The organism is Hyphococcus aureus (assembly GCF_042643165.1).
In the GTDB taxonomy this organism is placed as follows: domain Bacteria; phylum Pseudomonadota; class Alphaproteobacteria; order Caulobacterales; family Parvularculaceae; genus Hyphococcus; species Hyphococcus aureus.
Genome location: NZ_JBHRSH010000001.1, coordinates 1,815,592 through 1,828,296, shown reverse-complemented (window position 1 = coordinate 1,828,296; position 12,705 = coordinate 1,815,592). Strand labels below are relative to the sequence as shown.

Sequence of the window (12,705 nt, the reverse complement as noted above, 5' to 3'; positions counted from 1 at the left end):
GCGCCCGGCTGTATGATGACCGGTCCCTGGGCTATTGCCGCGCTCGACAGCCCGAGCAAGCTGGCGCTGGCGCAAAAAAAACTAAGCCGTCGTCTACAAGACGAAAGACATGCGATCATTGATTTGCTCCTATGCGATTGTCCTGTGCTGGCGAACGCCGGACTGATTTTTCCCCACTGATTAACCCCTGCCTCATTATAATGCGTCGACGCGGGGCGGCGTCCGACGATTTCCCGCAGACCGGAAAACCGCCTTATATTATTAAGACGCCTCAAACTCTCAAATGGACAAAAATGCGCATCAGGCCGCTATCGCTGACGGCGGCGCGTCTTCACTCAAACAGCTTTCCGCCATGCCACACGCGTCGCAGAAACAGCGCGAGGAAACAGGCGAGCGCGCCCATGGCCGCCATCAGGAAATACGCCGCCGCCGGCCCCGCGCCATCCCAGACATAGCCGGCGATAACGGTGGCGACGCCGGTGACAGCGCCGACGCCTGTCGTCGACATGATGGTCATGCCGGTGTTGACGAGACGCAGCGGCGCGGCGCGGTCGAGAAATTCAATGGCGCCGAGATAGGCGCTGGCGAAGGTCAGCGCGTGGAGAAGCTGTACAACGAAAAGGATCGGCAAAGGCGGCTCCAGCGCGATCACCGTCCATCGCAAAGCCGCCGCCGCGCCGCCAACGGCCAGCAAGGTCGCCGGGCCGAAGCGTTTGGCAAGCCCGCGGGCGCGCGCCAGCAAAAAGATTTCCGCGAGAACGCCCGTCGCCCACAGACAGCCAATGACAAGCGTTGAATAACCAAGCTGCTCCCACCGCAAAAATGAAAAGGCGTAATAAACCGCATGGGCGCCCTGAATGAGTCCTGCGGAGGCGAGCACGATCAGAAACGCCGGATTGGAGACGAGCTTGGGCGCCTCCCGCCAGGAAACGGGCTTCGCGCCGCCTCGCCCGCCGGCGCCTGCAGGCAGTATAAAGGTCATCGCGAAAGCAAACGCCGCCGCCATCGCCATCGCCGGCGCAACAGCAATCACGCCCGCGCCAGCCAGCAAGGCGCCGCCGAGGACATTAGTCGCCAGAAAAAACACCGACCCCGCCGCACGCGTCTGTCCGTAATGGAGCCAGCCATTGCGATCGGCGCGCAACACCGCCGTATCGGTCAGCGGCACGAGAAGGCCGAAGCACCACATCATCAGCGCCGCCGCAGCCCCGATCAACAATTTGCCTGGCGCGAAAATCAACACCGCTGCGCTGAGCGCGAAGAAAAAAGTCACGATGCGCAGGGAGCGGCGTTCATCGCTTTGATGATCGGCCCAATAGGCGACAAAGGGCCCGAACAAAAGCCGCGCAATCAAGGATGCGCCCGTGATCCATCCGATTTCGGCGGGATCAAACCCTTTCAGCGTGAGCCAGCCCGCAAAGAACGGCAGTTGAAAGCCGAGCAGGATGAATTGGCCGCCATAGTAAAACGCATAAAGCGGTCCGGCGGTTTTGTGAGAGGCTGCGGTCAATTGGCCTCGTCGCCGCGATAACCGGCCCAGCCCTTGGCGCGCAATTCGCAGGCGGGACATTCCCCGCAGCCATAGCCCCAATCGTGACGCCGTGCGCGCACGCCGCGATAACAGGTGTGGCTGTGCTCATTGACAATATCGACCAGCGCCGCGCCGCCCAACCGCTCTGCAAGACGCCAGCTTTCGGCCTTGTCGATATGCATCAGCGGCGTATCCAGTCCAAAATTTGCGTCCATGCCCAACCGCAAGGCTTCAAGCTGCGCGGCGAGCGCGTCGGACCGGCAATCGGGATAGCCGGAATAATCCGCCTCACACATGCCTGCGACGAGAACGCCGAGATTGCGCCGGTAAGCGAGCCCGCCCGAGAGCGCCAGAAACACCAGATTTCGTCCCGGCACGAAGGTGCTTGGCAATCCGTCATTGCCAAGGACGATTTCGGTCTCATGGGTCATGGCGGTCTCACCAAGGTCGTTGAGGCCGCGCGAATCCACCAGCGTGTCCCCACCGAGCCTTCCCGCCCAGCGGGGGAAAGCATCGGCGATGGCCTTTCGCACGGTCAGTCTTGCGCCAAGCTCAACAGAATGGCGCTGGCCGTAAATGAAGCCGACGGTTTCCACATGCTTGTAGCGGTCGAGCGCCCAGGCGAGGGAAATCGACGAATCCTGCCCACCGGAAAACAAAACGAGGGCGCGGGTGTTATCAAGCGTACGCATGCTATCCTGGCGCGCAAGAATGGCGCGCTCCATATTGCTGATGGCTGTTTAGGCTGGAGCCGCCAAAGCCGCAATGGGAGGACGGATCATGTCCGGGATCGTTTTTCTTTACGTCACCGCGCCTAACGCCGAGACCGCGGCGCGAATCGCCCGCGCCCTTGTGGAGGAAAAGCTCGCGGCCTGCGTCAATATTCACGCCGAAATGCGCTCGGTCTACGAATGGGAAGGCAAGGTCGAGATAGGGCTTGAAACCCCGCTGATCGTCAAGACGACAGCTGCCGCCGCCAATGCCGCCCGGGACCGGATTCTCGCGCTCCATCCCTATGGGGAGCCTTGCGTCGCCGCCCTGCCCGTCGCCGCAGAAGGCTCCAGCGCCAATTTCCTCGATTGGATCACGCGCGCGGTCTCCCCGGGTAAACACTCTTAGCCGGAGCCCTTTTCGTCACCTGTCCCTGCTCCGCTTGAGCAAGAGGGACCACAAAGCTGTGATGAGGACTTGCAGGCCCGCCGGTTCGGTCCTTTATGTTCAGTCAAAACAGGCTGGAGACTTTGTATGACTGAGACTGCTGTATTCGCCGCCGGCTGCTTCTGGGGCGTTGAACAGGTCTTTCGCGACACGGATGGCGTCGTCGCCACGGAGGTCGGCTATACAGGCGGGCAAAAGGAAAATCCCACCTACCGCGAGGTCTGCGCCAAGACCACCGGGCATGCGGAAGCCGTGAAGATCGAGTTCGATCCGGCCGCCGTCTCCTATGAAAAGCTTCTCGAGATTTTCTGGGCGAGCCATGACCCCACCCAGGTCAACCGCCAGGGCCCGGATGTGGGCGATCAATACCGCACCGCCATCTTCACCCTTAACGACGCTCAGCGCGAAGCGGCGCTCGCTTCGCGCGAAGCCGAAGACGCGTCCGGCCGTCACCCGCGCCCCATCGCCACCAAGATCGAGCCGCTAGGCCCATGGTGGAAGGCGGAGGAATATCACCAGCAATATTTCGAGAAAAATGGCGGCGGCGCCTGTCACATCGCGCCGCGTTAATCGGTGACGCGCTGACGCGACATCAGATTGACCCACCGAAAAGCCGCGGTGCCGTCGAACGGCGCCCGCAGCCTTTCTGTTTCAACTGTAATTCAGAGTGCAGGTTTCAGGGCGTGGCGCGCAGAAGCCGCGCCTGGCGCCGCAGCGCGCCTTTTCATCGGCGCGCTGCGCATCCTCCCACGAAGAAGATTCGAGCCTACCAGAAGACCTGTCAACAAAATGGCGAGCCCCAACACATCGCCAATTCGCTCCAGGGTTCTTTTCAGAAACATCGCGCGTCTCCCACTCGATTCGTCACGAGTATTTTGCCTGCGGCGTATGACAGTTGCGTGAAAACCGGCGCCTATTTTATAGCGCGCACGGGATGCGTCTTTTTCTACAATGCGAAAAACACTGAGTGCGAAAAGCCATCGCTTCTCTTGCTTTATTCCGTCCTCGGAGCGGTCTGAAAAAAAACATGCCGTTCACAACAAATGCAACAGGTACGCTTTTGTCACAAAAACTTTCCTTGAAGACCGGGCGCCGCTGACGCCAGAAAAACAAAGGGGGTCGCGAAGATCAGGCGGAGCGTAATTTTTGTGTCAGGACATCCGGCGTCGCTTACGCTCTGCGATTTAACCCAATCCTACGCCGCAAAGGGCGGCGGCGTAAAAACCTACCTGCTTGAAAAACGCCGGTTCATTCTTGACCGCACTGAAGCGAACCACTGCCTTATCGTGCCCGGGGAGCGCGACGCAATCACCCGGGACGGACGCGCCACAACGATTGAGATCGCGTCGCCGCAAGTGCCTGGCAGTCCGAATTACAGATTGCTGTTGCGCACCAACGCGGTGCTGGAGGCATTGCGATATGCGCAGCCAAATCTGATCGAATGTCAGGACGCTTATAACCTGCCCTGGACATCGCTCTATTACCGCCGGCGCAATCCGCAAACGGCGCTGGTCGCGGGATATCACACGGACTTTCCGACGGTTTATGTAGAGCGCTATCTGGCGCCGCGTGCGGGCGCCTACGCTGCGCGACAGGTCAAGCGTCTCGCCTATCGCTACGCGTCCAGTCTCTATAAACGCTTCGACGCATTCTACACGCTGACACAGATCGCAGCCGAACATTATGGCGCGCTCGGGATCGATGCCCCTTTCATCCTCCCCCTCGGCGCCGATACGAAGCTCTTCACTAAAGCGCGACGCTGCGATGCGTTGCGCACCAAGCTTGGCGCCGGACCTGCGACGCCTTTGCTGATCTATGCCGGCCGCATCGACCATGAGAAGAAAGCGCGCATGCTCGTGGAGGCATTCCGCAAATTGCCGCAAAGCTGGAACGCAAGCCTCGTCATGCTTGGCGACGGCAAAGACCGGCTCGCGCTGATGGCCGAATGCGCAGACGAGAATATTCATTTCCCCGGCTTTGTTGACGACAGGGAAACGCTCGCCTCTTATTTCGCCTCTGCAGACATCTATGTGTCGGCGATGGAGAATGAGACCTTCGGCATTTCCGTCATTGAAGCGCAGGCCGCAGGGCTCCCTGTTGTCGGGGTCAGGGCCGGCGCCATGCTCGACCGTGTGCCACCGTCGCTTGGCCGTCTCGGCCCGTGCGGAGACGCCGACGCCATGGGCGCCAATATCGCAGCGGTTTGGATGGATCGTCTTTCCGGGATGGGCGAGCGCGCCCGCGCGCATGCGCAGGAAAACTTCTCCTGGCCCAAAACATTTGAAAAACTCGTATTCGAAATTTACCCGGCGGCGTTGAGAAAACGTGCAGGCCAAGAATTCTCTGGCCTTCTGGAACAACCGCATAGCTCGCAGGCGCAGGCGAGTTAGCGCGTTGCGTTCATTCTGTGACTCATTTTTTCTCCCTCATTTTCCCAGGGGCGCTCGCGTAATTTCAATTCGTCATGCGCCCGCGCCGCCATGCGGGGGCCGAGAAAACGATAGAAATACCAGTCTTTCAGTTGAAACGGCGTCGCGTGATAGAGAAGGCGTTCGAATAACGTCCAGCGCTTTTGCAACGCCGCGCTGCGGCGGTCGCTCGCCAGACACCAAAGCGAAGGGTCGTGAATAACGCGCCCTTGTTTCCAGACGCGATGGATCAGTTCATGGTCTTTGCGCAAATGCGGCCAGATTTTCCGTGAGTAGCCGCCGGCGCGCTTCAGCGCGTCAGTTCGGAACGTATGTGCGTACCCTCCGGCATGGCATTGGCGACGTAAAAGCTGGGGCGCAATCCGCATTTTCAGACGCCGTAACCTGCTGTCCGCGCTATCCGGCCTGTTGTAAAGCGCTGTCGCCAGCACGGCTGCAATGTGCGCTCCCTCAGCGTCAAAACGCGTCTGCGCCCGCGCCAGATAATCCGGCGGATAAATCGTATCTGCGTCGCAGATTGCAGTGAAACGTGTCGAAGCATTTGCAATGCCTCGTTCCAACGCCGCCGCCTGTCCCGGCGTCGCTTCATGGAGGAACGTCACATCGACGCCATCCACTTCGGCGAGCGCCGCGCGTGCAACCTGCACCGATCCGTCCGTCGATGCATTGTCAACGAGAACGAGGCGTAGCGGCCGCACAGTTTGCTCCCTCAACGAAGCAATTGTCGCCGCCAAAAAACTTCGCTCATTATAATAAGGGATAACGACGGTCCAGCCTTCGCCTTGTTCTAGCGCCATTGCCACCTCTCAAACCCGTATAGGTTTCCTTAGGCGGCGAATATTCCAACTTGATGACATTCATCACGACTGCGACGCTCTATGCCGACCGCAAAAAGCGTTCATCGAGAACCTGAACGTCCGCGCACCCGAGCAGCGCCATATCCCGTTTCAGACCTTCCTTGAAAGACGTGAGGAAGGCTTTCACGGCGTTCTCGCCGCCCGCCGCCAGCGCATAAAGATAAGGCCGCCCGAAGGAGACGGCGTTGGCGCCAAGACACAAGGCTTTGATCAAATGACCTGGCCTGCGCACCCCGCCATCGACAATGAGTTCAAGCTTGTCCCCCACACGGTCGCGGATCGGGCGAACGCAATCGACGGGCGCCGGGGAGCCTTCAAGCTGGCGGCCGCCGTGATTGGACAGCATCAGGGCGCTGGCGCCGATTTCCACCGCCTGCGCCGCATCTTCCGCCGACTGGACGCCTTTGATGATGAACGGCCCGCCCCAGAGCGCGACGATCTCGGCGGCGTCATCCCATGAGATCGATGGGTCGAGCTGACTGTTGATATATTTCATGACGCCGAGCGTTCCGCTGCTGATCGCATCCACACGGTGAACGACATTGATGAACCGGAAATCGTGCTCGCGCAGGAAATTCAGTGTCCAGTGCGGGTGTGCGGCGAAGCTGGCCAGGCTTGCGAGCGTCAGGCGTGGCGGCACGGAGAAGCCATTTTTGAAATCGCGTTCGCGATTACCCGCAACCGCCGCATCCACCGTTAAACAAAGCGCATCATAGTTCGAGGCTTTAGCGCGCTCGACAAACTCATGCGTCAGGCCGCGGTCGCGATGCACGTAAATCTGAAAAATCTTCGGCGTCTTACAAATTTCGGCGATGTCTTCCATCTTCGCCGTGCCGACCGTTGACAGGCTGTAGGCGTAGCCCGTTTCCGACGCGGCGCGGGCGACGCCCAGTTCCTTGTGATGATGAAAAAGCCGGGTCATGCCGGTGGGAGAGAGCATGACCGGCAATTGATGCTCAGTTCCCAAAAATCTCGTCGCCAAATTGATCTCGCCAACGCCGGAGAGCTGATGCGGCCAAAGCTCATATTTGTCGAATGCGCTTGTATTGTTGCGCAGCGACCATTCGTCATCGGCGCCGCCATCAAGATAATCGAAGATCGGCTTCGGCAGGCGCCGTTTCGCCGCCTTGCGATAATCATGAACATTGAACAGTTTCGTCATGGCCCGGATAAAACGCGCAGTTGCGTTTATTGTCGATCCTGCGCCGCATCAATTCGGGCATAGATCCACGCGGCGCAATCTTCCCAGACCCGTTTCGCCTGCAGGTCACGGAACAACATATGCCAGCCTTGGGGATAGCGCCGGAAGGTGACATCCCCGGAAAGCCGCATCGCGGTTCTTTCCATGATTTTGAGAGGAATGATCTCGTCCTTTTCACCCATCAGAAAAAGGATGTTGCCGCTGACCTCTTTCGCGCCGCTATAGCCCGCCCCCATCACCCGCGTGACCCCCAGCACCGCATCAACGCGCGTTTCCTTGATGACGAGCGGGTCCTTACCCATTTCGCGCAAGGCTTCGATATTATCCGTCGCCTGGCGGGCCGCGCGCTCCCCCGTAAGGGTTTTGCCCGGCGCCACCATGGCGGCGAGATTGGCGCCGATGCGGTAAGGAACAGGCAGCGCCGCCCCGCCCCACACGCCAGGCGCGGCAAGAATAATTCCGTCGGCGCCAAGCGGCGCTTCGGCTTCGGCGGCGAGGATGACCCCCGCGCCCATAGAATGACCCGCGACGAAAATCGGCAGGCCCGGATGTTGCGACCGCGCCGCCGCAACCGCTGCGCGCAGATCGGCAATCATCGTTTCCTCGCCAACCCAACGGCCAAATTGCGGCGAGCGGCCAAAACCGCGTTGATCTATTGCGTAAGTAGATATCCCCTCGCCGGCCCAATAGCCTCCGGGCCCGTCATACATCTGCGAATAATCATTCATGCCATGCAGCGCCACGACGATGGCGCGTGGCGCATCCGCTTCCCAGCGCTGAACGCCGAGCACGGCGCCGTCGAGGGAGTGAAAGCTGTCTTCCTCAAAACGCGGCGCAAATTCCGCGGGCGGCGCATCGGGAAAGGACACGCAGGCGGCAAGCGATAGCGCCAACCACCCAACCACCGCCAGAGTTTTCAGATTTACACGCAACATCCCAACCCGCTCATCACTGCGCCGACTGCAAAGAGTTTGATGGCTTTGTCTGTAGGAAACAAGCTTGGAAAAGAAGCGAAAAGGCTACTCGCCGTTTTCTCGCGCCTTCTCTTCAAGCTTTTCGAGCGCAAGACGGAACGCCGCCGCTTCTTCCGGGTCGAGACTGGAAAGTAGGCTGTCTTCAAATTCGAGCGCCAGCGCCGCGACGCGGTCGAAGACTTTCCGGCCTTCCGTAGACAACGACAGCATGGAGACGCGCCGGTCGGTTTCATCCGGCGCGCGGCTAACGAATCCCTTTTGCTCAAGGCTGGCGACCGCACGGGAGACTGTCATTTTGTCCATGGGCGTGCGTTTGACGACGTCGCGCGCGGCGACGCGCTCCGCCTCGCCGATCACCGCGAGCACCCGCCATTCAGGAATGGTGATGTTTTCGTCGCGATAGGCGCGCGCCAGCCGTCCGGAAATCGCATGCCCCAACGCGACGATGCGGTAAGGCGCAAACTCGTCGAGAACGAGTTTGCGCTTGGCGCCGGGCTTGGTCTTGCGTGCTACGCAGGCGACGGTCATGAAACTCCCTTAGGCGGATTCTTTCAGAACGCCGCGGCGAATTTGATCTTCTTCAATCGATTCGAACAGCGCCTTGAAATTGCCCTCGCCGAAACCTTCATTGCCTTTGCGCTGAATGATCTCATAGAAGATCGGACCGATGGCGTCCTGTGTAAAGATTTGCAGGAGAAGCCCTTGCCCTTGCGTCGGCGCGCCGTCGATCAGGATGTTGTTTTTCTTCAGGCGATCGAGATCTTCGCCGTGGTCGCCCACGCGCTCATCGACTTTCTCATAATAGGTGTCCGGCGTGTCCTGGAAAGGAACGCCTTTGCCGCGCAACGCCTCGACCGTGGTATAAATATCGCCAGTGCCAAGGGCGATGTGCTGAATGCCCTCGCCATTATAGCGCTCAAGGAATTCCTCGATCTGGGACTTGTCGTCCTGGCTTTCGTTCAGGGGAATGCGGATCTTGCCGCAGGGGCTCGTCATCGCCTTTGAGACAAGCCCGGTCAGTTTGCCTTCAATATCGAAATAGCGAATTTCGCGGAAATTGAAGATGCTTTCATAATAGCTCGCCCACTTGTCCATATTGCCGCGATGGAGGTTATGCGTGAGGTGATCGATATAGGTGAGGCCCATATCGTTCTGCGACGGGTCCGCGCCTTCGATGGGCTCGAAGTCCACATCGTAAATTGAGCGCGCGCCATAACGGTCCACGAGATAGACGTTGAGCCCGCCGATCCCCTCAATGCCCGGAATGTTCAATTCCATCGGCCCGGCTTTGGCCTCAATCGGTTTGGCGCCGCGCTTGACGGCTTCCTTGAAGGCGGCTTGCGCATCCTTCACCCGAAACGCCATGGCGTTGGCGCCGGCGCCATGCTGTCCCCGGAAAACTTCCGGCTGGCCCGACTGTTCGCGGTTCAACAGAAAATTGATGTCGCCCTGGCGGTAATGGATGACGTCTTTCGAGCGATGCTTGCCCACCGCCGTAAAGCCAAGGCGTTCGAACAGCGCCGCCAGCTCGTCCGGGTTGCTGCTCGTATATTCAACGAACTCAAAACCGTCGGTTCCGATCGGGTTTTCGAACAGGTCAGCCATGGCTATTCCTTCCAGTCTGGGATGTGATTTGAGCGGATTAGTAACATATGTTACTAATTTGAATCAAGGACAGTCGACCCGCCCGCAAGAAAAGAGGCAACTATATGAAACTCTTCGGCTATTGGCGCTCGAGCGCGACCTATCGGGTGCGCATAGCACTGGCTCTAAAAAATCTCTCTTACGATTATGAGCCAGTGAATCTCCTCAAAGGCGAACAGCGCAGCGACGCCTATCTCGACAAAAACCCCACGGGGCTTGTGCCGACGCTGGTCGCCGATGAAGGCGCGCTGATCACCCAGTCTGTCGCGATCATCGAATATCTGGAGGAGGTTCATCCCGACCCCTCGCTGCTTTCCGGCAACGCCATCGCGCGCGCCAATGCAAGGGCGATTGCCGCAACCCTCGCCTGCGAGGCGCAGCCCTTCGGCAATGTGCGTATCCAGAATTATCTGAAAAACGAACGCGGCTTTGACGCGGACGCCATGAAGGACTGGATGAACCGCTGGCCCGGCGGCGCCATGGCGGCGGTCGAAAAAATGCTGGCGCGCACCGCCGGCGATTATTGCGTGGGCGATGTGCCGGGCCTCGCCGATTGCGTGCTTGTCCCGCAAGTTTACGCGGCGAAACGGTTTGGCGTGGAAATTGGCGCCCTTTCAAAACTGAACGAGATTTACGAGCGCTGTTCAAAACATCCGGCGTTCGTCAAGGCGCATCCGGATAACCAGCTTGATGCAGTTAAGAACTGATCTTTACTCATCGCCAACTCTTCTCTCCTAAAATTATCCGCATCGAAAACATGACTAATGAATGGTTACCCATTCGAGAGACGAACGATGCGGATAGAACGACGTTACGAAATTGTACGCGAGGCGCGGGCCGTCGAAGAAAGCCTGGAAGAAATGACGCGCGCCGTCATTCGCTCGGCGCCGGTCTGCGCACATGATTGCACGCGCGCTTGAACATGCCCCTGCACGCGCGACTGCCCGCACATCCCCGAAACGCTATCCAGCGACCCGCAAAACTTCCCGATTGAAAAAGGCGTGGCGCCCCTCGCCTTTGAGATCAAAAAGCTCGGCGTCTTTACGCCCTGCTGGTCCTGTGAGGGACACAATGACGCTGAAGGGCTCATGCGCAATGCGCCCGCAGTCTGGTTTTACGCTCATTCGGTGACCCATGTGCGCATCCTTGGCGATGCGATCGCCGATATGTTGTACGACAAGCGCCTTTCCTCGCCCTGGCAAGTTCGTCTCACTTTTTCTGATCCGGATAACCTCAGCGCCGCTTTCTCCTTAGAGCCGGTTCCGGGGGCGTCGAATCTCTCGGCGCTCCAGCTTGACCTCACGCATATTGCCGAAGACATTGACTGGCGTGTCTCTTCGCGTATCGCCGTGCTGAAACGCGCCATTGCGCCTCATGAGCGAGCGTGACAGGTTTGCGGTCGAAGCAAGCCCGAGAAGCCTCTCCGCATATGAAACCGCTCATTTTCGCCATTGGCGACAAGAAACCGAAAATCCACGAGACCGCCTTCGTCGCGCCCGGCGCCGTTATTTGCGGTGATGTGGAGCTGCATGAAAACGCGTCTGTCTGGTACGCTTGCGTCTTACGCGGCGACACCAACAAGATCGTTGTCGGCAAGGGATCGAATGTGCAGGACGGCACGATCATTCATGTGGACGATCCACAATGGGGCGGGCTGCCAACCGTCATCGGCGAGAATGCGCTGATCGGTCATAAATGCATGCTTCACGGCGCAACGGTCGAGGATGGCGGCTTTGTCGGTATGGGCGCGACCATGCTTGACGGGTCCGTGGTCCAGACGGGCGCCATGCTCGCGGCCGGCGCTTTCCTGTCGCCAAAGAAGATCGTGCCGACAGGCGAAATGTGGGCGGGCATGCCGGCGAAGAAATTCCGCGACTTGCGCGAAGGCGAGGACAAATTCGCCCTTGTCGGGTCAGGCCATTATGTCGAAGAAGCAAGAGCCCACGCCGAAGCGCTGAAGAAACTTTAAAGCTCCAGCATGTCGCGAATTTTCGCAACAATCTCCGGCGTCGCATCCAGCGGCCTGCGTCCGTAATAAGCCGCCTCGTCTTCAAATAGCTGCGCATGGCCTTCTGCGATGACCTGCGCGACGAACCAGTCGATTTTCGGGGATATGCCTTCTGGCCGCCAGATATAAACCGGCGCGGATGAAGCCAACGCTTCGCTCGTCATATTATGTGAGTCGCCGGGAACAATCAGCGCGCCCGCCCGCGCCAGAATATCCCTGTACGGATTGTCGCCCGTGCGGTCCCAGACAAAAACATGAGCGTGGACGAGATGCCGTTTCAATGTCGCAATGAATTCTTGCGGCGTCCGGCGCGAAGGCGTCACCGCAATCGCACCATAGGCCTCGCCCGCTCGCGACACCCGCGCAGCGAGATCACGGGCCGCAGCACTGGAATAATCGGCGCCGCCGGACGGCCCGCCCAAAATGACGCCCAGAAACGAAGGCGGCAATTCGGCGATCGCCGCACAAGGCGCACCCGGATCGGCCAGGGCAGCGCCCAAACTGTGCGGCGTCGTCAATGTTGTGATGACATTGCCGCCTTCTAGCTGGTCGTGCGCCGGCGCCCACAGGACATCGGGAATATCACGGCCAAAACGCGGATCCTTGAGCATGACAATGCGCACAGCCCCGCCGCTCGCTTTTTTGAGCGCGCGTCCGTGGGGAACCGCTCGTCGCCCCGAAATGATCGCAACATCAGGCAAAGGCCCTTCAAGCGGGCCGCCTTTTCGCCCCGGCGCCTCTCGCGGATCGACCGGCCCCCACGGCGCGACCCATTCCCAGGGCGGGCGCGGCGCGGTCTTTCTTTCTTCAAAAGGGAGCCCAAGGGCGAGCGCCACCGCCACGCATTGCACAGCGTCGCCAGCCTTACCGTCGGTTAACACCCACAGGCGGGGAGCAGTCCGC

General features: G+C 59.5%; 16 protein-coding genes. 8 read left to right on the top strand and 8 right to left on the bottom strand.

What is annotated here, in order from left to right; all coding sequences use genetic code 11:
• Positions 1-12: 12 nt before the first annotated feature.
• Complete coding sequence (locus tag ACFOOP_RS08985) at positions 13-180, top strand: hypothetical protein (protein ID WP_379880578.1); 168 nt, start codon at positions 13-15, stop codon at positions 178-180.
• A gap of 151 nt (positions 181-331) precedes the next feature.
• Here the strand turns inward: ACFOOP_RS08985 and ACFOOP_RS08980 are convergent, their stop codons facing one another.
• Positions 332-1,510 (bottom strand): MFS transporter, encoded by a 1,179-nt coding sequence (locus ACFOOP_RS08980; RefSeq protein ID WP_379880577.1) that lies wholly within the window; start codon positions 1,508-1,510, stop codon positions 332-334.
• Positions 1,507-2,223 (bottom strand): 7-cyano-7-deazaguanine synthase QueC, encoded by a 717-nt coding sequence (gene queC, locus ACFOOP_RS08975; protein WP_379880576.1) that lies wholly within the window; start codon positions 2,221-2,223, stop codon positions 1,507-1,509. The genes ACFOOP_RS08980 and queC overlap by 4 nt, the downstream gene beginning before the upstream one ends.
• 88 nt (positions 2,224-2,311) lie before the next feature.
• Between queC and cutA the strand changes: the two genes are divergently transcribed.
• The 3 genes from cutA (at position 2,312) to ACFOOP_RS08960 (ending at position 5,079) form a co-directional block, all read left to right on the top strand.
• On the top strand, positions 2,312-2,650 hold the full coding sequence (gene cutA, locus ACFOOP_RS08970; RefSeq protein ID WP_379880575.1) for a divalent-cation tolerance protein CutA: 339 nt from the start codon (positions 2,312-2,314) through the stop codon (positions 2,648-2,650).
• A gap of 126 nt (positions 2,651-2,776) precedes the next feature.
• The gene (gene msrA, locus ACFOOP_RS08965; RefSeq protein WP_379880574.1) at positions 2,777-3,259 is read left to right on the top strand and encodes a peptide-methionine (S)-S-oxide reductase MsrA; all 483 of its coding nucleotides are present in this window, start codon (positions 2,777-2,779) and stop codon (positions 3,257-3,259) included.
• A 578-nt stretch (positions 3,260-3,837) separates the two neighbouring features.
• Positions 3,838-5,079, top strand: coding sequence for a glycosyltransferase (locus tag ACFOOP_RS08960; RefSeq protein ID WP_379880573.1), 1,242 nt, complete (start codon positions 3,838-3,840; stop codon positions 5,077-5,079).
• Here ACFOOP_RS08960 and ACFOOP_RS08955 read toward each other — a convergent pair.
• From ACFOOP_RS08955 to hppD, 5 genes are all read right to left on the bottom strand, one after another.
• Positions 5,076-5,915: a glycosyltransferase family 2 protein gene (locus ACFOOP_RS08955; protein ID WP_379880572.1), complete on the bottom strand. Its 840-nt coding sequence runs from the start codon at positions 5,913-5,915 to the stop codon at positions 5,076-5,078. The two genes, ACFOOP_RS08960 and ACFOOP_RS08955, sit on opposite strands and share 4 nt — an antisense overlap.
• A 79-nt stretch (positions 5,916-5,994) precedes the next feature.
• On the bottom strand, positions 5,995-7,137 hold the full coding sequence (locus tag ACFOOP_RS08950; RefSeq protein WP_379880571.1) for an alpha-hydroxy acid oxidase: 1,143 nt from the start codon (positions 7,135-7,137) through the stop codon (positions 5,995-5,997).
• 26 nt (positions 7,138-7,163) lie between these two features.
• Entirely contained in the window at positions 7,164-8,111 is a 948-nt protein-coding gene (locus ACFOOP_RS08945; RefSeq protein ID WP_379880570.1) for an alpha/beta fold hydrolase, read from the bottom strand.
• An 84-nt stretch (positions 8,112-8,195) separates the two neighbouring features.
• Entirely contained in the window at positions 8,196-8,678 is a 483-nt protein-coding gene (locus ACFOOP_RS08940) for a MarR family winged helix-turn-helix transcriptional regulator (protein WP_379880569.1), read from the bottom strand.
• Between the two features lie 9 nt (positions 8,679-8,687).
• On the bottom strand, positions 8,688-9,755 hold the full coding sequence (gene hppD / locus ACFOOP_RS08935; protein ID WP_379880568.1) for a 4-hydroxyphenylpyruvate dioxygenase: 1,068 nt from the start codon (positions 9,753-9,755) through the stop codon (positions 8,688-8,690).
• 104 nt (positions 9,756-9,859) lie between these two features.
• Between hppD and maiA the strand changes: the two genes are divergently transcribed.
• The 4 genes from maiA to ACFOOP_RS08915 all read left to right on the top strand — a co-directional run bounded on the left by maiA (position 9,860) and on the right by ACFOOP_RS08915 (position 11,763).
• Positions 9,860-10,501, top strand: coding sequence for a maleylacetoacetate isomerase (maiA, locus tag ACFOOP_RS08930; RefSeq protein ID WP_379880566.1), 642 nt, complete (start codon positions 9,860-9,862; stop codon positions 10,499-10,501).
• An 87-nt stretch (positions 10,502-10,588) separates the two neighbouring features.
• Complete coding sequence (locus ACFOOP_RS08925) at positions 10,589-10,714, top strand: hypothetical protein (RefSeq protein ID WP_379880565.1); 126 nt, start codon at positions 10,589-10,591, stop codon at positions 10,712-10,714.
• Positions 10,715-10,795: 81 nt separating this feature from the next.
• A complete protein-coding gene (locus tag ACFOOP_RS08920) occupies positions 10,796-11,182 on the top strand; it encodes a hypothetical protein (protein WP_379880563.1) in 387 nt (128 codons plus the stop codon).
• Positions 11,183-11,223: 41 nt separating this feature from the next.
• Positions 11,224-11,763, top strand: a complete 540-nt coding sequence (locus tag ACFOOP_RS08915) for a gamma carbonic anhydrase family protein (RefSeq protein ID WP_379880562.1) — start codon at positions 11,224-11,226, stop codon at positions 11,761-11,763.
• Here the strand turns inward: ACFOOP_RS08915 and ACFOOP_RS08910 are convergent.
• On the bottom strand, positions 11,760-12,683 hold the full coding sequence (locus ACFOOP_RS08910) for a mitochondrial fission ELM1 family protein (protein ID WP_379880561.1): 924 nt from the start codon (positions 12,681-12,683) through the stop codon (positions 11,760-11,762). The genes ACFOOP_RS08915 and ACFOOP_RS08910 overlap by 4 nt on opposite strands.
• Positions 12,684-12,705: the final 22 nt, after the last annotated feature.

Bases quoted from the DNA above. Each gene is read 5' to 3' on its own strand.
- ACFOOP_RS08950 (WP_379880571.1), bottom strand. From the start codon at position 7,137: ATGACGAAACTGTTCAATGTTCATGATTATCGCAAGGCGGCGAAACGG.
- maiA (WP_379880566.1), top strand. From the start codon at position 9,860: ATGAAACTCTTCGGCTATTGGCGCTCGAGCGCGACCTATCGGGTGCGC.
- cutA (WP_379880575.1), top strand. From the start codon at position 2,312: ATGTCCGGGATCGTTTTTCTTTACGTCACCGCGCCTAACGCCGAGACC.
- hppD (WP_379880568.1), bottom strand. From the start codon at position 9,755: ATGGCTGACCTGTTCGAAAACCCGATCGGAACCGACGGTTTTGAGTTC.
- msrA (WP_379880574.1), top strand. From the start codon at position 2,777: ATGACTGAGACTGCTGTATTCGCCGCCGGCTGCTTCTGGGGCGTTGAA.
- ACFOOP_RS08985 (WP_379880578.1), top strand. From the start codon at position 13: ATGATGACCGGTCCCTGGGCTATTGCCGCGCTCGACAGCCCGAGCAAG.
- ACFOOP_RS08955 (WP_379880572.1), bottom strand. From the start codon at position 5,915: ATGGCGCTAGAACAAGGCGAAGGCTGGACCGTCGTTATCCCTTATTAT.
- queC (WP_379880576.1), bottom strand. From the start codon at position 2,223: ATGCGTACGCTTGATAACACCCGCGCCCTCGTTTTGTTTTCCGGTGGG.
- ACFOOP_RS08945 (WP_379880570.1), bottom strand. From the start codon at position 8,111: ATGTTGCGTGTAAATCTGAAAACTCTGGCGGTGGTTGGGTGGTTGGCG.
- ACFOOP_RS08915 (WP_379880562.1), top strand. From the start codon at position 11,224: ATGAAACCGCTCATTTTCGCCATTGGCGACAAGAAACCGAAAATCCAC.
- ACFOOP_RS08940 (WP_379880569.1), bottom strand. From the start codon at position 8,678: ATGACCGTCGCCTGCGTAGCACGCAAGACCAAGCCCGGCGCCAAGCGC.
- ACFOOP_RS08925 (WP_379880565.1), top strand. From the start codon at position 10,589: ATGCGGATAGAACGACGTTACGAAATTGTACGCGAGGCGCGGGCCGTC.